Source organism: Acidobacteriota bacterium, from assembly GCA_028875575.1.
Lineage (GTDB): Bacteria > Acidobacteriota > Terriglobia > Versatilivoradales > Versatilivoraceae > Versatilivorator.
Map to the genome: position 1 here is coordinate 38,727 of JAPPDF010000005.1, position 21,140 is coordinate 59,866.

Consider the following 21,140-nt stretch of genomic DNA (forward strand, 5'->3'; position numbering starts at 1 on the left):
GCGCTTTGCGTGGATAACGCCGCACGCGGATCCTATGGATGCATTCCACATGCTGACGAGTAATCCATCTGCAGATTCGAATCCGAGGCGATTTGTTTCGACGATTGTGCGAGGGTTTGTTGCTTATTGGGCCGTATTAGGATTGATTTGCAGCTCCTGGTTCAACTTGCAGATAGAGGGGAATCGATCTGAGGGCATTAGTTGGCCCGAGACGATGGCCTTCTCGAAGGGGTAGACCAGTTGCCGGTAAAGCGAGAGGCCCGTTCGAACCGGCCGCCCACTGGTACAGCCACGCCATGATGCCGGGTCCGGTAACTTTCAAATGCCTGTGAATCAACCATAACCCGGACCGACTGAGAGGCCATCAGACCAACCGAAGTACCACCACGACAACCAGGAGAACAAGTAATCCCACACGCAGAATCCAGACATCAAACCGAAGGAACTTCCGAACAAACTGCCGTCGATGTTCCGCACTTCCCCTCGTTCTCCAGAGCAACGGAAGAAGCAACACAGACAAGAGAAAGAACCACCACACCGGGTCAGGGACATGTTGAAGGGTTGTCCACCATTCCCACCGTCCTTGGAAATCGCTGCCGCGATTCCCACATCCTACCGCCTCGAACCCGATCCTCTTTTCCCGCTCAAGGGGAGACATCTATCTAGGCTTGACACAGCGCTTGCTGAAAGGTAAACCCCTACTGTGATACGGTTTTCTGTAGGGACAGGATCGCGCGAATCCAAGCGTCCGCCACGTCTGCCGTCGGGAATCCAACTCACAGCAGCAGTGAATCGTTAGAATGGACCGGGGCGGCGGAGGCACGCGCCGAAACGTGGAGGTTCTCACTTGCTTATCCACACCGTAGCACAACTGTGTGGCTTGGCCGCCGTGGTCTTCGCCACCGCATCGCGGGGCCGTCGCGGGGTTGCCGCACTCTCTGCGGGCTTCTTGTGCGGGCTTGGATTGCCGGTTCCATCTCCCGGATGGACAGGCGCGCTTGTCGCGGCCATGGCAGTGCTGGTGCTCATTGATTCGCGCTCCCCGACGACCGCGCTCGCAGGCCCGCTGGCGTCCGGGCTGACTGGTGGAATGTGCGCACAGATGCTGGTCGGCCAAGGGATGGCAACGTGGCTGGCCTGGCCGCTCGCGGCGGGCTTTGTCGCGGCATCGGCCTTTGCGTCCCAGCGCAACCCTCGATTCGCTCGACGGGAAATCCGCGAGGACGCGCTGGCAGCGCTCGCAGCGCTGGGCTTGGCCGTCGCGGCTGCGCCAAGCGTGGCAGCGGGTTGGCGCACGGCGGGAGTAATGAACCTTGCGGCCAATGACTTGGCTCGACCGGGGCCGAACTCGGGTCTACTATTGGGCGTCGCGGCTGTCGTTGTGCTCGGAGGCCTGCATAGGTTGCGGAGGCGTGCATGAACTTTCTCGGAATTCTTGAGAACGGCCTGTTCGCCTTGGCCCAAGTGCTCCGCCTACCCGTGATCGCCATGCTCTGGGTTGCGGTTGGCACCGTATTCTTCATGACCGGTGCGTGTGTCATGGATTGCTTGGCGCGGCGGCGAGAGCGCGACGGCTTCGATCTCAGCGCGTGGCTCGATGCAGGTCCGCTGCTTGGCATCGATGGCGCGCGGCTGGAGGCATTGCCGACGCCGCTTCGCGGGATGCTGCGCGATGTCGAGACTGAGCGAAAGAGGCTGGGGCTTGGCGACGGCGGCTTGGAGCACCTCGTTCTCGAACGGGAGGAGCGAGTGCGCCGCACACTGAACCGGTCGCGCTTGCTGGTCAGGGTTGGTCCGAGCTTGGGCTTGCTGGGCACCCTCATCCCGATGGGGGCGGCCTTGGCGTCGCTGACGGCCGGCAACCTCGAGGCGATGGCGGGACAAATGGTCGTCGCCTTCACCACCACCATCGTCGGTCTCGCGACGGGGACGGTAGCCTACGTCATTCAGAGCGTGCGCCAAAGATGGGTTAGCGAGACCGTGCGCGAGCAGCGATTCCTAGCCGAGCGTCTCGCCGCGGAACTGACACACGATGCGCGCGGCACCCCCGCGCCGGAGGATTAGGATGGCACGTTTCCTGCACCTGAATTCAACAGCCGACGCGGAGGCCGAGGACCCTCTCTCGGGAATTACGAACATCTTCGACATCTCGGTGGTCTTCATCGTCGGCCTGATGATGACTCTCTTCTCCGTGTATCGTATCGGCGACCTCGTCGATCCGGAAAGCCAGGTGACGCTGGTCAAGACCAACGCAAACGGCTTGCGAGAGATCATCGTCAAGCGCGGCACCGAGATTACCGCCTACGAGCTCACAGGCGAGACACTCGGCGGGCAGGGCGAGCGCCTCGGCACCGCCTATCGGCTGGCCGACGGGCAGATCATCTACGTCCCGGACTGAGCGGATCGCTGCTTGGACCGACCGTCTGTACTGGAACCATCAAGCGAAGCCGACGGCACCGTAGCGGTGCCAGCTTCGGGTGGGTCGGCAGTACCGATTGCTCGACTCCGGGTGATGGAATTGGCTTCGATCCAGGTTCTGTGCTCTCCCGCCGTCACCCGGCCCGTCCGACGTCCGCAGCGCGAGGCCAGCACTCAAGCGACGCCCCCGAGGGACAGGGAGCATCAACCTGACGGTCCGTCCCTCGGAACTGAAGGCCGCGGACGGCCGCTTTCGGTCCGGCCGGTTGCCTGTGGTGGCTCATGATCGCCCCCTGTGAAGCCGCCGCTGCCTGCGCCAAGCGGCGAGCAGCCCCAGGAGCGGAAGGCCCACCCAAAGCGGAGACCATTCATCGGGCTCCGGACTTGCTGCCGGCAGGTTCGGGGCCGGACCGCTCGCGCTTGCAGTCTCCTGCATGCGATAGCCCCTGATGCCGGTCAGCGCCGGTGCGGCTGTCCCCGCCTCGTTGCGGCGGACGAACTCCTCTACTGCAGCCGCTGCTTCCTCGATGTCGACACCGAGCGCCTCCTGCATCGCCTCTCGGTACGCCTGAAGAGCGGGACCGGGAATGTTCAGCGCCGCGCCTCGCTCCAGCACGTAGCGCAAGAGTCTCGGATTGCCGCAAGTGTGGGATGCACAGCCGACGCCGTGCCTGGCGACGCTCTCGACATGTTCATGGAGCAAGCGCTCGGCTGTCGCGTCATCGGCCGCCCAATAGTCCTTGCGGATCGTCTCAACCATCCGGCCGGTGATGTCTTGGTACGCGTGGGGCGAATGCTCCTCAAAGAAGGTCTTCAGGTCCAGTCCGTGCCTGTCCTCGACGTACACGGCGAATGACTCGTTCCACATCGCATCGTCGACTGTCTCGGGCACAGCGGCGTCCCAGCCCCACAGGTACTCGACGAACGCGCGCATCTCGCCGGCACCGGCGTAGCCCTCGCTCTGCATCCCTTCGATCCAAGTGGGGTTGACGTAGCGAGTCCGGAACTCCGAGCCGATGAACTCGTGGATCCCGGTCATCTCGGGTCGGCTGGGGTCGCGGGTGTTGGCGACGACCATCTGCGGGCTCTCACCGTCAATGCTCCTGACGGCGGCCGCGAGCCCGCCCATGTACATGAAGAAATCGTCGTTGTCCAATGCGCCGTAGAGCATCGTGGAGCTACTGTGCACCACCTTGGCGGTGCCGGAGAGCGCCAGGCGAAACGCATCCTCCATCGGTTCGCCCCAAAACCCGTTGCCGTAGCCGTGCCCCATCTTCGACAAGTACTCGTCCGCCATTGGCCGGTCGCTGTCCCAAGTGCCGCTCGCAGCGGCGATGCGCGATGTGTTCAAATTGAAGGTGCCGGGCGGCTCCTGGAAGATGCGGACGCCGGCGCGCCGGTCGGCTTCCTCGTCCGCGTAACCGCGCCCGATCAGCGCCGCCTTCGTCGCCAGGTAGTGGCGCCGCACGTAGTTGTCCGCCTCCTCCATAACCTTGACCCGCTGGACCGCCTCGTCCATCAGCCGGGTCACATTGCTGAACATTCCCGTCGCGGTCGAGGCGATGACGACGTCCACGCGGGGCCGGCCGAGCTGGCTCGACGGAACGACATCCACTCCTACCACCTTCCCGCGGGCATCCCAGACCGGGCGCGTTCCGAGCAAGTGAAAGATCTGCGATTCCAGAATTCCTTCGTGCCGCAGAGTTTCGTCGGCCCAGATCACGAAAGACACCTTCTCGGGATAGCCTCCGTGCTCTGCGACATGGTCTGCCAGCATCTGCTCGGCCAAGTCGACGCCGAGCTTCCAGGCAGCCGGCTTCGGCACCTTCTCAGGGTCGATGCCGTAGAAGTTCTTGCCGGTAGGATAGGAATCCGGGTTGCGGATCGGCTCCCCGCCGCCGCCCACGGGAATGTAACCGCCGTCGAGAGCACGCACCAAGTGATCGAGTTCCCGAGGCCCGGACTCGACGATGCGCCGCTCCATCTCCGACGCCCGGACCGTGGCGTCGTTCGGCAGGAGGCTCCGATCCACGGAGACAATCGCCTCGACCGTGCTCGCTCGCATCTCCGGCTCCGGGACCCGACCGAAGGCATGCAGTCCGTACGGCATGTTCTGCCCCCGCAGCTCGATCAGGTAGTCCTCGATGGCATGAACCGACTCGTGCGGGATCTCCGGGCCGCTTCCGAGGTCGATTCCGAGGTCCTTGACCATTCCCAGGTCCGTCGCCTGGCGCCGGATCTGATCGGCGTACGCCTCGGTCATTTGCACGCTCTTGTGGACGTTGGTGTGATAGTCATCGACGCTCTCTCCGAGGGCGGCCAGCGCGGGCAGCAACTCGCTGGTTCTGAACGGCGGCACCATGTGATCCACCAGAGCCGCCATGCCGCGGCGACGCGCTACCAGCCCTTCGCCCACGACGTCTACGTTGTACACGTACAGGTTGGGCAGGTCGCCGATCAGTGCATCCGGAGCGTCGTTCTCCGAGAGACCCAGGTCCTTGCCTTCAAGCCACTCGAGCGTCCCGTGCGTGCCGAGGTGAATCAACGCGTCCGCGCCGAACCCGGCGGGCTGATCCGCTTTCAGCCAAGAATAGGCGGCAACGTACTGGTGGTGCGGCGCGAGAGCCGTCGCGTGGTACAGCTTCTCAGCGTCCTCGGACCAACCCCGCGCGGGCTGCGGCATTAAGACGATGTTGCCGTAGCGCACCGCCGGTATGACGAAGGCACCGTCCCGCACCATCACACCGGAGTCCGCAGGGTCGCCCCAGTCGGCTGCAACCTTGGCGCGGAAGGCCGGCGGGTAACCGCTAAACCAACGCAAGTAATCGCTCAACGGCACCCGAGCCGCCCCACCCTTCTCGATCAGCGCATCCAGTTCGCCCGGCGCGTACCCTGCGACATTGCGGGCGCGGTCCGAGATCGCCGCCATCACCGCTCCCGGCGACAGATCGACCCCGGAGCCTCCGACATCGTAGCCGGCCATGAGCATCCGCCGCAGGATGTTCGAGATCGACTCCGCGACATTCAGGTAGCTGGCTCCGATGGTGGCTTTGCCCGGAGGGTAGTTGTAAAAGAGCAGCGCGACGCGCTTGTTGGCGTTGGGCGTCGCCGCCAGCGACGCATAGGCAATGGCCCGCTGGACTGCCGTCGTCACGCGGGCAGCCAGCGGCTGGGAGACTACGACAGCCATCCCGGTGCCCGGGTCTGTACGGCGCTCCCGGCTGCCGACCACGGTCGGCGCCACCAGCCCGGACAGTTCCGGCACGAATACTTGAAAGGTCCCTTCGAACAACGACAGCCCCTGCGGTGAGGCACGCCACTCGGCCTCGCTTCGCCCGTAGAGCGAAATCAGACTGAGCACCGGTATGCCCAACTGGCCGAGTGATTCGCTCGCCTTCGGGTCGGCGAAGCGGAACATAAACGTCAGCGCGACGTCGGCCCGCGCGACGCCGTCGGCTCCGCGCAGCAAGGAATTGAAAGTCTCCCCTGCCGGATAACCGAAGACCGGAATTGCTTCGGCTCCCTGCCGCTCGATTTCGGCGATCACCGAGTCAATGAGAACGGTGTCGCCATGGTGGAGTTTCGCCCCGTAGAAACCGATCGCGACGCGCGGTGCTCCGGGACGGAGTTTGCCCGCACGCCGCCGCCAGCGGTCGAACGCCTCCCAGGTGGCGAAGGCGCGGCCGCTCGACACTCCCCGGTCTTCGTTCTCCGCCCCGGGATGGTAGTAGCCAGCCTCAAGGCTCGGCCGCGGGTCGGCCGCAGAGAGATCCGGAATACCCGCCGCGGAAAGAACGTGCTTGAGCAGCCCCGCCTGGTTTGCGACGCCAGCGTGGCGCCAGAACTCGCGGGCGCGCTCGTCCCATGTCGCACCAAGCGCGACGTAGTGCTCGCGGGGCAGCAGCCCGTCGTCAACGGGCAGAACCAAGCCGTTCGCGGCGACACGGCCAATGAGGTCGACGCCGTGCTCCTCGTCGAACCGTTCCAGCGCCAGGTGATCCAGAGTGTTGACGATCAGCACATCGCTCGCCAGAACATCCTCGGGATCGACCTCGTCGAGCAGCGACTCAGTCAGCAGCGTCACCGCGACGCGGTCGCGGAGATCTGGACGCTCGTTGACCACCGCCCGCCAGGCGCTCAGTATGCCCGGCACGGTGGCATCGAGCGTGACATAACAGATCCGAACAGTTTGTGCGCGAGCTGGGCTGGAGGCCGCGCCGACCGCCAACCAAAGGAGCGAGACAGCTATGCCGCCTATGAGACAGCGGATGCAGGTCGATGGAGAACGGGCCAAAGCTCCTACCCCTGTGCCTCCCGATGCAGGACGTTATAGTGTGCAGCCAGGGCGGCAATCAGGCAGGCTTAGCCTACTGCCCGTGCCTCCAACCCCGGGCGGACCCTGGAAGGCATGTGGACTCCGCGTCGACTCGCGGCCGTCAAGGAAGCGGCAGCATTGCACGGACATCCGCAGCACATGACTGCTCAATGATATTGGAGGCTTTCGAGCCCTTTGCAAGATTCTCGAGGCAACGGGTCTTTGGTGAGATGCCAGGCTGGGTAGAAACAAGTTCACTCGCCGTTAAATGATGGAAATTACCGAACAAGCCATCTTGGCAACGGAAAGCGGACTTGTCGCTGAAGAACACCGTATCACATTATAGGTTCACCTTCCAGTAAGCGGTGTTCCCGTCGCGGGTCGAGTGAGGGGGCCCCATTTATTGGTCCACTCAGTCAGTGAAATTCTGACGTTCGTTGGACCCAAAGGGCATTGAATTGCTGGGGGCGAACGATCACAAGATCTGTCCGCCAACGTCCTGGAAGGTCCAGTGGATTCCTTTTCAATAGGAGGGATTCAATGAGGGAACCGCAACTGGTTTATCCTTAGTAAGCCTATTATAATTAGCAGTTTAAATTTGACAGGTTTCAGGTCGTGCAGCCGCTTCCCAAATTGGTTTTCCTGTGCACCCAGTCGATCGATGTTTCTTGAATCACATCGATGCACAGGAAATACAGGACTTGATTTTCAGGGATTTGGCAGGTCTATCTGCCAGGGCATGATCGATGGGGCGAACCGGCCGGGACAATAGGCGTTAAAGGCAGTCCGTTACTTTTTTTGCTCTGCCAACTCGCCCCGGGTGAATCCTTCAAACAGCCCTTCCAGCCGGGCCATGCGTTCCCGGAGATCGGCGACGTCTCCACGGAGATCGGACACATCCCCTCGGACACGGGCCACGTCCCCACGGACATGGGCCACGTCCTCTCGAACATGTTGAATTTCCAGCCTGAACTCCTGTCGGATATCGGATGAGACCTTCCATCCGAAGCTGACCAAGGCCACGCAGAAAATGCCGATGGCAATCAACTCCGCGCTGATAATCATTGCTGATGCTCCTTCCACTCTGACGAACCTGCCGAGAGGGAGATCAGGCAAGGCAAGGGGTTCATGTGCTGACGGATCACCCCGTTAGTGTACCACGCTGGCCGGTCGTGAAATGGGTGGATTCCTTTGGCTCCTGCCGACCCTTGGCCGAACCCTCTTGAGCCTTCTCCAACCCCTTGGTGGTCCTTCGTAGTCCTTCGTGGCCCTTTGTGGATAACTCTTTTCCCTCGGTGGATTTCTTTTTCGCACGACGCGACAGCCGTGCATCCCGCTGCTGCTTCCGATCCCGGCGGTAACGTGTCACAATGGCGCCTCGAGTCGACTTCGGCGCGGCCCTTCGACTGATTTCTCCCCGAAACGATGATATTTCCAATCCCGTCGATATCCCGGAGAAGCTTCCTGGCCCGCCTGGCCCCTGTTGCCGCCGCGCCCCTTCTCGCGGACGGATGGGGCGCCGCACGCACGGTGGTTCCGGGGATCGAGGTGCTGCTGAACCGGCGAAAGTCCCTGATCCGCGGCCGGCGAGTCGGACTGATCACCAACCACACCGGGGTCGACCGCCGACTGCGTCACGATATCGATCTGCTGCAGGCCCAGCCTGAGGTGGAGCTGGCGGCCCTCTTCGCTCCCGAGCACGGCATCGCCGGGATGGCCACGGCGGGAGCCAGAATCGAGAGCCGTCCGAACAGCCGGTGGGGCATCCCGGTGCACAGTCTCTACGGCGCCACTACCCAACCGACAGAGGAGATGGTCCGCGGCCTGGACCTGCTGATCTACGACATGCAGGACGTGGGATCGCGCTATTACACCTACCTGGCGACCCTCAGGAACTGCTTGCAGGCCGCCGACCGCTTCCGGATTCCCCTGATTGTGCTGGACCGCCCCAATCCGCTCGGTGGCTTGAGCATCGAGGGCCGAGTGCTGGATGCTCGACTGCAATCGCTGGTGGGGCCCGCGCCCATACCGGCTCGATACGGTCTGACCCCGGGAGAGCTGGCCGGTTGGATGAAGTCCCGCCTGCGCCTGAAATGTTCCCTGACCGTTGTCAGAATGGACCATTGGGAGCGCCCTCACTGGTTCGCCGATACCGGCCTGGTCTGGGTACCCCCGTCGCCCAATATTCCCGGCGCCATGACGGCCCTGGTCTACGCCGGCATGTGCCTCGTGGAGGGAACCAACCTGTCGGAGGGCCGAGGCACCACCACACCCTTTGAAATCGCCGGAGCCCCCTGGGTGGACGGACCGCGGGCAGTTGAGGCCATGAACCGGCTCGACCTGCCCGGGGTCGCCTTCAGGCACACACGGTTCCGGCCCAGCGCTTCCAAATTCTCGGGGCAGGTCTGCGAGGGCATCCAACTGCACGTCCTCCACCCCCGACGATTCCAGCCGTTGCGAACGGCCCTCAGTCTCATCGCTCATTTTCGCAGGATCCATTCCGGCCACTTCCAGTGGGCGGAGCGCCATTTCGATCGCCTGGCGGGATCGGAGGAGGTCCGCAGCGGCATCGATCGGGACCGGCCGGTGGAGGAAATGCTGGAAGGTTGGGAGGAAGAACTGGCCGCCTTCGAGAAGGAACGGCGCGATTTTTTTCTGTATTGAACGGGGGGAAAGTTGACTGGCAGCGGAAAACGAGACAGGCAAGGAAAGCGAGTGAAACCGGCAGTGGTCCCGTCGACAACCGGGCCGCGCCAAGAGCCGTCGCAGTTGGTGCCCCTGATTGCCGAGAAGACTATCCGGGAGAAGGTGGAGGAGCTCGGCCGCCGCATCTCGGAAGACTACCGGGGCACGCATCTCCACCTGGTGAGCCTCCTGAAGGGCGCCTGGGTATTCACGGCCGACCTGGCGAGACAGCTCCGGTTGGAGACCTCGATTGATTTCATGGAAGTCTCCAGCTACGCTGCGGCCGCACGGTCCAGCGGGCGGATCAAGATCGTCCAGGACCTGCAAGCCAGTGTCCGGGGGCTGCACGTCCTGGTAGTGGAAGATATCTGCGACACCGGCTTGACGCTGAGTCGCATCTGCAGGGAAATTCGGGGGCGGGAACCCGAATCGCTTAAAGTGGTTTCCCTACTGAACAAACCCTCCGGTCGGGTGGAATCCGTCGGCCTGGACTATGTCGGGTTCGAGATTCCCGACAAATTCGTGGTGGGTTATGGTTTAGACTATCGGCAGAGATACCGGAACCTCCCCTCCATATCGGCTATTACGCCCCATGAAACGGACCTTCCTGACCGAAAAGGAACTTAGGAACATCGCTCCGGGGTCGCCCTGTTACGTGGTCAAGGGAACCTGTCTCACTCCCCTTGCACTGGAATTTGCCGCTCAGCGCGGCAATACCATTATCGAGTGCGACACTCCTGAAGAAATCCAGCGCCTCAAGGCTTTCGACAAGCGGCTGGCGCTGGGGGCCGCCGCGTCGCAGCGGGAACTGGGACAGAAAATCCGGAGCCTGCTCCAGGAGAACGGATATCTGGTCTGCGAGTGCGTTGCAAACAACTCTCAGGACGAACCTGGCAACGTCCTGGGGGTGGCCCAAATGGTTCAGAGCGGCCAGGTGTGCAGCGGCATCTGGCTGGATGAGGATGGAATCGGATCCACCATCCTGGCCAACAAGTGCCCCGGCATACGGGCGGTCCACTGCTGCGATCGACAGACCGCCAGGGTCAGCCGGGAGCGGCACGGGGCCAACCTGCTGGTGCTGGCGGATCCCGGTCTGAACGTCGACCTGGCCGCCATGGTGGTGACCACCTGGCTGAGCGCCGCCTCTACCAGGGCTCGGCACAGCCCGGAGATCTTGCTGCTGGAAGAAGTGGAAAGGAAATATCTCCGGGAGACGATCGTGGCCGTTCCCGGAGACTGCAGTTGCGCGCTATAGGGACAGCCCAACGTCGCGGAACAGGACTACTTGAAACAAAAAATCCCGGGCGCCAACCCGGGTTTACAGTAAGCCGCGAGTGCGGCGGCAGGTAGTCGTGGGCGTGACCCATGGGGGTGAAAGCCCGGGGTCAGGAGGCTTCTTTCTCGGTAGGTTTCTGCAGGTCCTTGTCTTCGTCTTTCTTCATGGCGCCGCGGAAATTCTTGATCCCCTCGCCGATGCCTTTACCGATTTCGGGAAGGCGCTTGGCGCCAAAGAGAAGGAAGACGATCACCAGAATGATGACCCACTCCGCAAGACCCATGGTTGGAATTCCAATCCCCAGCACCATAATGACCTCCCCATCTCTTGAGAACCGGCGTGGCCGGCGCCGTCATTAAAGGATCTTAGTGGATTTGCGGACGGATGGCAAACGGATAGTCCGCCCCGGAAAGGCCCGATCTGCCCCCGGCCCGTCCGATCGACTCAGTCGCCGGAACCCTGACAGTAACGATCGAAGGCCGTCGTCAGGGTGTCGGCGATCTCGGACGCATCGCGGTATTCGATCTGATGGCGGTGCAACATGAATACCGGCTGGCCTTGCCGGAACAGGGCAACCGAAGGAGAGGAAGGCGGGTATTCCTGAAGATATTCCCTCACCCGCGCCGTAGCTTCCAAGTCGCCTCCCGCGAATACGGTCGCGACCTTGGCCGGCACCACCGCATGCTTCAGCGCCAGGGCGATTCCGGGACGTGCCCGGCCGGCGGCACAGCCGCACATCGAGTTGATCACCATCATGACCGTGCCGTCTTCATTTCGGAGAAGCTCGTCCACCTCTTCGGGGGACCGAGTCTCATGCACCCCCAGCCGGGTGAGCTCTTCCCGCATGGGTCCGATGAATTCTTCCGGATATCTCACTGTCCTAGTCTCCCTTCGAGCCGCCCTCCAGCCAACCCGACTCTGCAACCGGTGCAGGCTGACGGCAATAGAATTGCAGGCGCCGGGATTCTAGCAAGGCCGGCGTGGAAAGTAAAACGCGGAGGCTGCATGAAGGGCTGCAAAAGAGTTATCCACGAAGAGACACGAAGGACCACTGAGAAAACCAAAAGAACATGGATGGACCGGATTAACGGGAGGAGCTTTTTGCAAAATTAGCAGCGGAACAGGTCATTTTGCCGGCAAACGTCATGTTCTGCCTCTTTCAATATGGGGTGGGACATGATGAAAACTGCTGTCTAACCACAAAAAGCACAAGAGTCACAAAACGATTTTCCTGATTTCGAGTCTTGACGATCCGAAGTTGATCAGCATGGCGTCGCGTTGACCGGATGCACACAGAGCAGGTCGAAGGCCGTCTGCCGGATCTGATCACACAAAGCCGGCATGCCTTGGTCGTTTCCAATTGTTCTGCTCTTTTTGTGCCTTTTGTGGCCATTCACAATCCCTGGGGAGCACTTCCAACCCCTCAGTGGCCCTTCGTAGACAACTCTTCTAACCCCGTGACGGATCTTCGTGGATCCCGTTCGTGGACAACTCCTTGTATGCTATTCTTTTGGAAACTCCACTGGATTCCCGCCTCCGCATGAAACGAAATCCCAAGGCCGCGGTTGTCGCTGAACCGGAAACCGAACAACGGGCCGGCTCAGAAAGGGCCGGGCTCTACCAGGTGATTCTGCTGGACGATGACGATCACAGCTACAACTACGTCATCGAGATGCTGCAGAGAATTTTCTATTTCTCGGTGCGGCAAGCTCTCCAGCACGCCCGGGAGGTAGACCTCACCGGACGGACGGTGTTGATCACCTGCGGGCGCCAGGAGGCGGAGTACTCCCGGGACCAGATCCAGGCCTGGGGTCCCGACCCGCTTATCCCGCGCTGCCGCGGGTCCATGTCGGCCCTGGTTGAGCCCGCAACCGGGGCATAGCCCCCAAAAAACAACGGCCGGCGGACAGGATGCCCGCCGGCCGGAACAGAAGAGCTTCAGATTTTATCGGATGGAGGCTTGCGCCTCGGGGACGGGTTCGATTGGGCGGCCGCGCCGGACCGTCCTATTCCTCCGCGACGATGCCGATGGCCGCGGCTGCCGATTCTTCCTCGACCTTGCGCTTGATCTCCATGGCCTGGTCGTAGTGATCGTCGGCAAGCTTCTGATAGGACACGTACTCCTCGTAGCGGTCGGGCCCGTGCCTCTTCACCAGGGGTTCCAGGGCATTGACGTCTTGCCCGGCCAGAATGAATTCGTTCTCCGAGGAAGGTTTCTGCTCGATGATCTCGTCAACGATGACCCTGGCCTTTTCCCGATTGAGCAGGTTGATGTAGAAGTGGGCATTGAAGTAATCGGGATCGTTGACCAGGCACTTCTCCAGATATTCCAGGCCCTCTTCCGACAGTTCCCACCGCTCCTGAGCAGGGCGGGGATTCAACTTGTCGTAGGCCATGGTCCAGTTGACGTTCCCGACGCTGTAAAAGGGATCGGCCCCTTCCGGCTCCAGCTCACAGTTCTTCAGGTAGTACTCCTTGGCCTTCTGGAATTCTCCCATGTTGAAGTAAATGCCGGCAATTCCCTTGACCGAGTAGAGGTTCTCCGGGTCCTTCTCCAGCACGTCCATATAGGCGCCGATGGCTTCTTCACCGACCCTGATGTTTTCCTCCGACTGGCCGTTGGGGATGTAGAGGGAAGCGTAGGAGGTGGCCAGGTAGATCTGAGCGTTCAGGAACTCCGGATCCAGCTCGATCGCCTGCTTGAAGCGCTCCACCGCCCTTTCGTACTCGCCTTCCCGGAAAGCCCGAACGCCCTTGTTGAGGCGGTCCCGGGCCTTCAGCTTGTCAATGACGCCACACCCAACCATCCCAAAGGCCAGAGGCAGCAAGACAAGCCCGGCCATCGCTCTCCTTCGACACTTCATCGGCTTCCTCCACAGACGGCAAATATCCTGTTTATCGCTTTCGGGAATGACAGCCAGGGGAGATCACTGACCGGACTGGATCTTCTCGGTGATCAATCCGATCTTGTCCACTCCCGCATTGTGGGCGATGTCGATGACTTCCACCACCGAGTTGAAGAACAGCGACTCGTGACCCTGCACGAACATCGTCCTCTGATTTCGGGTCTTGAAGATATCGGTGAGCCGCTCCTCCAGATTCCGAAGATCCACATTCTCCTGGTTGATCTTCAATCGCCGCTCGGCGTCAATGGACACCACGATGGTGCGGTTGGACACATCCTGGGGAGGGGGGTCCCCCGGAGGAGGCGGCTGGGGGATTTGAGCATCCAGCCCCCTGGGAATCAAGGGCGTGATTACCATAAAGATAATCAGCAGCACCAGCAACACGTCGATCAGCGGAGTTACGTTGATGTCGGCTTTAGGACCCGCATCGGCCCCAACTGACATTGCCATTTCCAAACCTCCCTTAGATACCCGGTACTTTCTTCTTGTCAACCTTGTCCGTCAGCAATCCGAGCGTATCCACGCCGGCGGACCGGACGGTATCCACCACGTCGACCACTCCTCCATACTTGGCCCGCCGGTCGCTCTTTACGTAGACGGTCTTGTCCACTTTGGCGGCCAGAAGATCCTGGATGCGTTCGGACAGTCGCTCCACCAGCAACTGGTCCGACCCCAGGTAAATCTTGCCGTCGCGGGACACCGCCACCACCACGGCGTCGTCCTGGTCGGCTTCCCGCATCTCCCGGGGATTGGTGGCCTTGGCCATGTCCACGCTCACTCCCTTCTGCAACATGGGGGTGATCACCATGAAGATAATGAGCAGCACCAGCATGATGTCCACCATGGGCGTGACATTGATGTCGGACACCGGGGCGTTTTTGTCCTTCTTGTCAACATCGACCGACATTGCCATCAGATTATCTCCGTTTCAGAAAGTAATCGATCAACTCAGAGGCAGAGTTGTCCATCTCGACGCCGAAGGCTTCCATCTTGCCATTGAAGTAATTGAACATCCAGATGGCGGGAATCGCCACAAAGAGCCCCAGCGCGGTTGCGATGAGCGCTTCGGAAATTCCGCCGGCCACCGCGGAAAGACCCGTGGTCTTGGCCGTGGACATCCCCTGGAAGGCGTTGATGATACCCACCACCGTGCCGAACAACCCCACGAAGGGAGCCGTGCTTCCGATGGTGGCCAGTCCGGGGACACCTCGCTTCAACTCGGCGTTGGTGATGGCGGTAGCTCGATCCAGGGCGCGCTTGGAAGCTTCAATGGTTTCCGTCGAAGTCGTGCTCCCCGACGATTGATACTCCTGCAATCCGGCGATCACCACTTTTGCCAGATGGCTCTTCTGGTTCTGCTCGGACACGTCGATGGCTTCGCCGATCTTGCCTTCCTGCAGACAGCCGGCAACCAGCGGAGCAAACTCGCGAGACTGCTTGCGGGCCGCGTTGAAGGCCAGATACCGGTCAATCATGACCCCGATCGACCAGGCCGACATGATGGCCAGAATGATCAGGGTCGCCTTGGCCGTCGGGCCGGAAGCGTTCCACATATCCATGAAGGAAAAGCCCACTTCACCCTGAAGCAGGGATACCGCCAACAAGTTCAAAGGAACGGACATCATGGGATTGCTACCTCCTCGGTTCTCTCAGAATTTGGATCTTGCCGATGGGCAAAGGTCACCCTCTCAAGTTGAAGTTCACCGTAATGCGGGTGATGACTTCAACCGGCACGCCATTCAGCACGGTCGGCTTGTAGCGCCACTGCTTGACAGCGTTCAGCGCCGACTGAATCAACAGCGGGTGTCCCTTGACAACCCGCAAATTTTCCACGGAACCCTGCTTGCTGATGATCGCCTCCAGAATGACCGTGCCCTGGATGCGAGCCTGCTTGGCCAGTGCCGGGTAGCGCGGGCGCACCTGACGGATCAGGTTGGCGCGTTGCACGTTGCCACCCACCCGAATGCGTTGGGGAGGTTTGGGCGGAGGCGGCGGGGGGGGCGGGGGCGGGGGCGCCAGAGAAGTTGGAGCGCCGCCGATTACACCACCGACCACGCCTCCAAGGACACCGCCCGGAACCCCTCCGGGAACTCCGCCGACCACACCCGCAACCATGGCTTCGGGAGCGGGTCCCTCATCCACGACCATGAGGATGTCCTGGGGAATTTCCACCGGAGCGGTGAAGTCGGTCGTCGGGGTTGTCCTGACGACTCGCCGGACGGCTTCCGAGGGCGGAGGCGGCGGGGGCGGCGGGGGCGGGGGTGGCGGGGGCGCCACCAGAAAAGTGAGCTGTGTACCGACCCCTCCCAGGGTTTCAGGAAAAAGCATCGGCAGGATGATCGCGAACACAATCAGCACCACGTGAAAAACCACCGAAACGGTGAGGACAACAGACTTTTTCTTGGTTGTGCCGGATTCCTGCGCATCGGTCAACTGTTCAAACATGGTTGAACCTCCCTTCCCAAGTCGAACCGGCGATGCCGGAAAACCTTTCCCGACTTGAGATCGACTTCCAACGACGAAGAAAGAGGATAATGCCTCCGCGTAACGATACCGCAATTGGGTGGATTGAAGTCAAGACTCTAACACAAAAAAACAGGCTGGTCCATTGCAACGAAATTCAAGCCCTGGCAGGCCGGGCCACCGCCTTTCTCCGGGTCCGAAAATCATACCAGATAACCAGCAGCTGACTGGCCACTCCGATGGAGGAATAGGTTCCCACGGCAACCCCGACCACCAGGCAGAAAGCGAAGCCGTTGATCACCTGGCCCCCGAAATAATAGAGCGAGAGCACGGTAAGAAAAGTGGAGCCTGAAGTCAACAGCGTGCGGCTCAGCGTCTGATTGATGCTCCGATTGACAATCGAGGAAATCGACTCGCGCCGGCGCAGCCTCAGATTCTCCCTGATTCTATCAAAGACCACAATGGTATCGTTCATGGAATAACCGACCAGGGTCAACAGGGCCGCTACCACCGGTATGGAAAGCTCGCGATCGGCAGCCGAAAAGAATCCCAGGGTGATGATGACGTCGTGGAAGACCGCCACAACGGCCGCCGCCCCGTAGACGGTGCCCTTGAACCTGAAGGCGATATAAACCAGCATTCCCAGCAAGGCATAGAGAGTGGCGTTGATGGCCTGGCGCTGCAGCCTGCGCCCCACCTTGGGACCGACGAACTCCGTCTGGAACACCGCGAAATCGCCCAGATAGGCCTGCTCCCGCACGGCGGCCAGCAAGGAGCGGCTCATTCCTTCCACCGATTCCAGATCCTGAAAGGCACTGATGATTCCCCCGTTCCGGGCCCGGTAGTCGGTCACTGCCCGCGCCAGTTCTCCGGGAGTCTTGAATGCCGGGCTCTCGTCGGACTCGAGCAGAGAGGTGAGCCCGGCAACACCGCTCAGGCGACCTTCCAGTTCATCGGGCGCCGCGTTGTTGAGGTCGATCTTGCCCTCCTGCCCCGCAGACGATCCAAACGTGCTTTGCAGCCCCTCGAGAATGAGCACCCGCCCGGCATCGGTGTCGGGCCCCACCTCGCCCTCTCGCTGACCCAGGCCGATGATGACCTCGTTCCTTTCCGGGACGTCGTAGCGCTGGATGGTGCTGCCGCTCAAGCCCTGTTCGGAGAGAGCCGACCGAATCCTGCCCAGGTCGGGGGAATCCTTGAACTTGACGTAGACGAGGGTGCCGCCGCGAAAATCGATTCCGTAGCGGGGGCCGCCCTTGAGATAGAGGGTGGTCAGGCTGGCCGCGATCAGCAGCACGGACAGGCTCAACCAGAGCCGTTTCCGACCGATCCAGTCAACGTTGACGTCTTTCAGCAACTGCATGGGTTACGTTTTCTCCCGGAGTCCGGGGGACTCGAACGCTATTGCCGTCTTTCCATTGGACACCCTGCTTCCCCTCAATGTTCCCGAAAGATTGGACCGGTGCCGTCTTCGTCGTCGCTCCTCCTCGCAATGAATGAGCATTGGCTCGTCCTCGCTCCTGGAATCCGACGCCGTTGCGCTCCGAAAGATGACAACCCTATTTCTGGGACAGAACACTAGATGCTGAGGCTCGCCCTCCGGCGGCGGCTCAGGATGAACTCGAAGATGAATCGAGAGACAAAGATCGCGGTAAACAGATTGGCCAGCAGGCCCCAGAAGAGGACCACGGCAAAGCCCTTCACCGGACCGGTCCCGAACAGGAACAGGAACAAGACGGCGACCACCGTGGTCACGTTGGCGTCCACGATGGTGAGGATGGCCTTGCTGAAGCCCGTGCCGACCGATGAGACCACGGTCTTTCCGGCCCACATCTCCTCCTTTATGCGCTCGAAGATCAGCACATTGGAGTCCACGGCCATGCCTATCAACAGCACCACTCCCGCGATTCCGGGGAGCGTCAGGGTGGCCGAGATGTAGACCATGGCCGCCAGCAGAATGACCAGGTTGAGGAGAAGCGCGTTAATGGCGATAAAACCGGAGAGGCGGTAGTAGGTCACCATGAACAGGGCCACCCCGAACAACCCGATCAGGGAGGCCATGATTCCCTGCCGAATGGAGTCGACCCCCAGGGAAGCGCCCACGGTGCGCTCCTCCATGTAGTCCATGGAGGCCGGCAGTGCGCCCGACCGCAGCACCAGCGCCAGGTCGTTGGCCTCCTGGCTGGTAAAACTCCCGGTGATCTCGCCCGAATCGCTGATTCTGTCCTGGATGACGGGCGCCGATTGCACCCGGCCGTCGAGCACGATCGCCAGATGCTTCCCGATGTTCTCGGAAGTAACTCTCTCGAAACGCCGGGCGCCGTCGTTGGTCAGACTGAAGCCCACCGCGGGGCGGCCGAACTGGTCGTTCTGGGGGCGGGCCATGCGCAGGTCTCTCCCGGTGATGGCCGCCGATCTGTTGGCGACATACCAGGACTGGGTGGCCTGGGAGCCGTCTCGGAACTGGGGAACCCCCTGAAGCAGCTCCTTGCCTGCGGGGATGACGCCGTTGTACTGCTCCAGGGCCGCGGCCCGCGAGGGATAAATGTCCTGCGGCTCCACGATCTTCAGCTCGAGCAGGGCGGTGGACTTGATGATTTCGCGCACCCGCACCGAGTCGTCCACCCCTGGAAGCTGAACCAGGATCTGATACTCGGTAACGGGGCCGTGGTTCTGGATGACCGGCTCGGTGACCCCCAACTCGTCCACCCGGTTGCGAATTCTCTGGATCGCTTCCTGCACGGCGCTTTGCCGGATCTGGCCCTCCACCTCCGGCCGCAGGCTCAGCAGGAAGGAATCGGACGAGCCGGCCAGATTGCTGCGTAGCCAGGCCGGATACCCCTCGTCAATCAAGGCTCGCCCATCGACCAGGCGATCCGGATCGAGCTCCAGAATATCGATATGGGTGGCGTCCCTGCGCCGGATCTCACCGAAAGAGATCTCCTGCTCGCGAAAGCTCCGCTTGATCCGCTCCACCGACTGGTCGGTCTCTATGGTGAGCGCGTCCCCGGTGTTGACCTGCAGAATCAGGTGCATCCCGCCCCGGAGATCGAGACCCAGTCGGATTCGGTCGCTCAGGTTCTGCAGCAGGGCCTCCCCGCTGCCGGGCAACCCGATAATGCCCACCACGCACAGCACGACCACGGTCAATATGGCAAAGAATCTCCACCGAAGCTTTCTGGGCATGATTTCCCGACCCGCGAAAGATTAACGAGCGAACGAAGGACGCTCACTCATCTTCCGTCTGTTTGGCGACAATGGCGTTTCTGGAGATTTCAATCTTGACCTGATCGGCGACGCGGAGGTGAACCCGGTCTTCCTTCATGCCGGCGACAATACCATAGATCCCACCCGAAGTAATGACCTTGTCGCCGTTTCGCAGGTTCTTCAACATCTCCTGCAGGGCCTTCTGCCGCTTTCGCTGGGGGCGAAAAACGATGAAGTAGAAAATGAGGAAAATGGCGACGATGGGCAGCAGCGCCCCAATGGTGCTCCCTTGCCCATTGGCGGCCAGAAGGGCCAAAGTTGACATGGATGCGACTCCAAAGGTTTCAGGGGATTTGCCGACTCGAGAAGGGTGACGTCAGTGGTGAAATCCGCCGGGCAGCCTGCGGTCGAAGGATCCCCGAACGGCTCCGCTCGGAAGCGTTCTCCAGCATGAACCGCGTTGCCGGGGACCGCGGGGCTTGTTCCGGGAGCCGACCCGTCAACCGGCACCTTTCCGGTCGGCACGTTCCAGCATGTACTCCCGCAGTCTGAAGGACGCGATAGCATCCCTGATCTCCCTCATGCTGTCAAGATAAAAGTAGAGGTTGTGGTAGGTGTTGAGCACTGCCGAGAGCGCCTCGTTGGACTGATACAGATGCCTGAGATAGGCTCGACTGTAGCGCTTGCAGACCATGCATCCGCAGCCCTCGTCGATGGGCCTCTCATCGGCCGCGTAGCGGGCGTGCTTGATCACCAGGTGGCCTCCCCGGGTGAACAGCCAGCCGTTGCGTCCATTGCGGGTGGGCAGCACGCAGTCGAACATGTCCACTCCCAGGGCCACGCATTCCACCAGGTCCCTTGGCGTGCCCACTCCCATGAGATAACGCGGCCTTCCTTCGGGCAGGTCCTCCGAGGACTGCTCCACCGCTTCCAGCATGGCTCCCCGGGGCTCTCCCACCGACAGCCCGCCCAAGGCAAATCCCGGGAAGTCCATCTCGACCAGCCGCCGGATGCACTCTCGCCGCAGTCCCAGGTGAGTCCCTCCCTGGCCGATACCGAACAGCCACTGGCCGTGGGGATGAGAGTCCTCCCGCGGCCGGCCCGCGGCCCGCTTGGACCGCTGCGCCCAGCGCAGGGTGCGTTCCATCGATTCCCGGGCCGCTTTTGCCTCCAGCGGATAGGCGGGGCATTCGTCGAATGCCATCATGATGTCGGCTCCCAGAACCCTCTGGATCTCCACCGACTTCTCCGGGGAGACGAAATGAGCCGAACCATCCAGATGGGAGCGAAAGGAAACCCCCTCTTCTTCAATGGTGCGCAGGCGGCTTTGGCTGAAGATCTGGAACCCGCCGCTGTCGGTCAGGAGCGGCCGATTCCAGGACATGAAGCGGTGCAAGCCCCCCAGACGTCCAATCAGCTCGTGGCCGGGCCGCAGGTAGAGATGATAGGTGTTCCCCAGGACCACCTCGGCGCCCAGCTCTTCCAACTGATCCTGGGTAATGGCCTTGACGGTGCCGGCGGTGCCCACCGGCATGAAGACCGGCGTATGGATCTCACCGTGGTCGGTAACGATCTTGCCCAGTCGAGCCCGGGTAGATGAATCCCGGGCCAGCAGCTTGAATTCCATGATTGGATTGTAGGGATTGTAGTTTGTGGACTTGGGGACAACCAGTGTTCCCGATCCGCCTGGGTGAGGCGGCATTTAGGCGGCTCGGCGTTACCCCCCCACCGCATCAGCCTTCGCCATCCGGCTCGGCTTCTGCGACTCCCCCTCCAGGGGGGAGTGATAGAGTTCTACTGGAAGCCTTGTGCTGACCTCAATCACTCCCCCCTGGAGGGGGACTCCCCACCATTTGTCAAGAGGTGGAAA

19 protein-coding genes are annotated in these 21,140 nt (G+C 61.5%); 6 read left to right on the forward strand and 13 right to left on the reverse strand.

The genetic code is table 11. From position 1 onward, the window contains the following. The first annotated feature begins 1,416 nt into the window (after positions 1 to 1,416). Together OXI69_01210 and OXI69_01215 are read left to right on the forward strand one after the other, a co-directional pair. Positions 1,417 to 2,064, forward strand: a complete 648-nt coding sequence (locus OXI69_01210) for a MotA/TolQ/ExbB proton channel family protein (GenBank protein MDE2664749.1) — start codon at positions 1,417 to 1,419, stop codon at positions 2,062 to 2,064. Position 2,065: 1 nt separating this feature from the next. Further along, on the forward strand, positions 2,066 to 2,398 hold the full coding sequence (locus tag OXI69_01215; protein MDE2664750.1) for a DUF2149 domain-containing protein: 333 nt from the start codon (positions 2,066 to 2,068) through the stop codon (positions 2,396 to 2,398). A 300-nt stretch (positions 2,399 to 2,698) separates the two neighbouring features. Here the strand turns inward: OXI69_01215 and OXI69_01220 are convergent, their stop codons facing one another. Continuing rightward, the gene (locus OXI69_01220; protein MDE2664751.1) at positions 2,699 to 6,571 is read right to left on the reverse strand and encodes a cobaltochelatase subunit CobN; all 3,873 of its coding nucleotides are present in this window, start codon (positions 6,569 to 6,571) and stop codon (positions 2,699 to 2,701) included. A 951-nt stretch (positions 6,572 to 7,522) separates the two neighbouring features. Beyond that, complete coding sequence (locus OXI69_01225) at positions 7,523 to 7,798, reverse strand: hypothetical protein (protein ID MDE2664752.1); 276 nt, start codon at positions 7,796 to 7,798, stop codon at positions 7,523 to 7,525. 360 nt (positions 7,799 to 8,158) lie between these two features. On the opposite strand from OXI69_01225, the gene OXI69_01230 reads away from it, so the two are divergent. The 3 genes from OXI69_01230 (at position 8,159) to OXI69_01240 (ending at position 10,673) form a co-directional block, all read left to right on the forward strand. Further along, positions 8,159 to 9,397, forward strand: a complete 1,239-nt coding sequence (locus OXI69_01230) for a DUF1343 domain-containing protein (GenBank protein ID MDE2664753.1) — start codon at positions 8,159 to 8,161, stop codon at positions 9,395 to 9,397. A gap of 105 nt (positions 9,398 to 9,502) precedes the next feature. Beyond that, the gene (gene hpt / locus OXI69_01235) at positions 9,503 to 10,045 is read left to right on the forward strand and encodes a hypoxanthine phosphoribosyltransferase (GenBank protein ID MDE2664754.1); all 543 of its coding nucleotides are present in this window, start codon (positions 9,503 to 9,505) and stop codon (positions 10,043 to 10,045) included. Beyond that, a complete protein-coding gene (locus OXI69_01240; GenBank protein MDE2664755.1) occupies positions 10,011 to 10,673 on the forward strand; it encodes an RpiB/LacA/LacB family sugar-phosphate isomerase in 663 nt (220 codons plus the stop codon). The genes hpt and OXI69_01240 overlap by 35 nt, the downstream gene beginning before the upstream one ends. A gap of 130 nt (positions 10,674 to 10,803) precedes the next feature. On the opposite strand, the gene tatA is transcribed toward OXI69_01240, so the two are convergent. Next, the gene (gene tatA, locus OXI69_01245) at positions 10,804 to 11,004 is read right to left on the reverse strand and encodes a twin-arginine translocase TatA/TatE family subunit (GenBank protein MDE2664756.1); all 201 of its coding nucleotides are present in this window, start codon (positions 11,002 to 11,004) and stop codon (positions 10,804 to 10,806) included. A gap of 134 nt (positions 11,005 to 11,138) precedes the next feature. Next, the gene (locus OXI69_01250; GenBank protein ID MDE2664757.1) at positions 11,139 to 11,570 is read right to left on the reverse strand and encodes a BrxA/BrxB family bacilliredoxin; all 432 of its coding nucleotides are present in this window, start codon (positions 11,568 to 11,570) and stop codon (positions 11,139 to 11,141) included. A gap of 664 nt (positions 11,571 to 12,234) precedes the next feature. Between OXI69_01250 and OXI69_01255 the strand changes: the two genes are divergently transcribed. Further along, positions 12,235 to 12,576, forward strand: coding sequence for an ATP-dependent Clp protease adaptor ClpS (locus tag OXI69_01255; protein MDE2664758.1), 342 nt, complete (start codon positions 12,235 to 12,237; stop codon positions 12,574 to 12,576). 124 nt (positions 12,577 to 12,700) lie between these two features. Here OXI69_01255 and OXI69_01260 read toward each other — a convergent pair whose 3' ends face one another. The 9 genes from OXI69_01260 to tgt form a co-directional block, all read right to left on the reverse strand. Next, a complete protein-coding gene (locus tag OXI69_01260; protein ID MDE2664759.1) occupies positions 12,701 to 13,558 on the reverse strand; it encodes a hypothetical protein in 858 nt (285 codons plus the stop codon). A gap of 63 nt (positions 13,559 to 13,621) precedes the next feature. After that, the gene (locus OXI69_01265; GenBank protein ID MDE2664760.1) at positions 13,622 to 14,050 is read right to left on the reverse strand and encodes a biopolymer transporter ExbD; all 429 of its coding nucleotides are present in this window, start codon (positions 14,048 to 14,050) and stop codon (positions 13,622 to 13,624) included. 13 nt (positions 14,051 to 14,063) lie between these two features. Beyond that, positions 14,064 to 14,513 (reverse strand): biopolymer transporter ExbD, encoded by a 450-nt coding sequence (locus OXI69_01270; protein MDE2664761.1) that lies wholly within the window; start codon positions 14,511 to 14,513, stop codon positions 14,064 to 14,066. A 4-nt stretch (positions 14,514 to 14,517) separates the two neighbouring features. Then, on the reverse strand, positions 14,518 to 15,222 hold the full coding sequence (locus tag OXI69_01275) for a MotA/TolQ/ExbB proton channel family protein (GenBank protein MDE2664762.1): 705 nt from the start codon (positions 15,220 to 15,222) through the stop codon (positions 14,518 to 14,520). 58 nt (positions 15,223 to 15,280) lie between these two features. Beyond that, positions 15,281 to 16,045 carry an energy transducer TonB gene (locus tag OXI69_01280; protein MDE2664763.1) on the reverse strand — a complete coding sequence of 255 codons (765 nt, stop codon included), beginning with the start codon at positions 16,043 to 16,045 and terminating at the stop codon, positions 15,281 to 15,283. Between the two features lie 175 nt (positions 16,046 to 16,220). Continuing rightward, entirely contained in the window at positions 16,221 to 17,426 is a 1,206-nt protein-coding gene (secF, locus tag OXI69_01285) for a protein translocase subunit SecF (GenBank protein ID MDE2664764.1), read from the reverse strand. Between the two features lie 215 nt (positions 17,427 to 17,641). Then, positions 17,642 to 19,249, reverse strand: a complete 1,608-nt coding sequence (gene secD, locus OXI69_01290; GenBank protein ID MDE2664765.1) for a protein translocase subunit SecD — start codon at positions 19,247 to 19,249, stop codon at positions 17,642 to 17,644. A 43-nt stretch (positions 19,250 to 19,292) separates the two neighbouring features. Beyond that, positions 19,293 to 19,595, reverse strand: a complete 303-nt coding sequence (yajC, locus tag OXI69_01295; GenBank protein MDE2664766.1) for a preprotein translocase subunit YajC — start codon at positions 19,593 to 19,595, stop codon at positions 19,293 to 19,295. A 174-nt stretch (positions 19,596 to 19,769) separates the two neighbouring features. After that, complete coding sequence (gene tgt / locus OXI69_01300) at positions 19,770 to 20,897, reverse strand: tRNA guanosine(34) transglycosylase Tgt (protein ID MDE2664767.1); 1,128 nt, start codon at positions 20,895 to 20,897, stop codon at positions 19,770 to 19,772. Positions 20,898 to 21,140 lie beyond the last annotated feature (243 nt).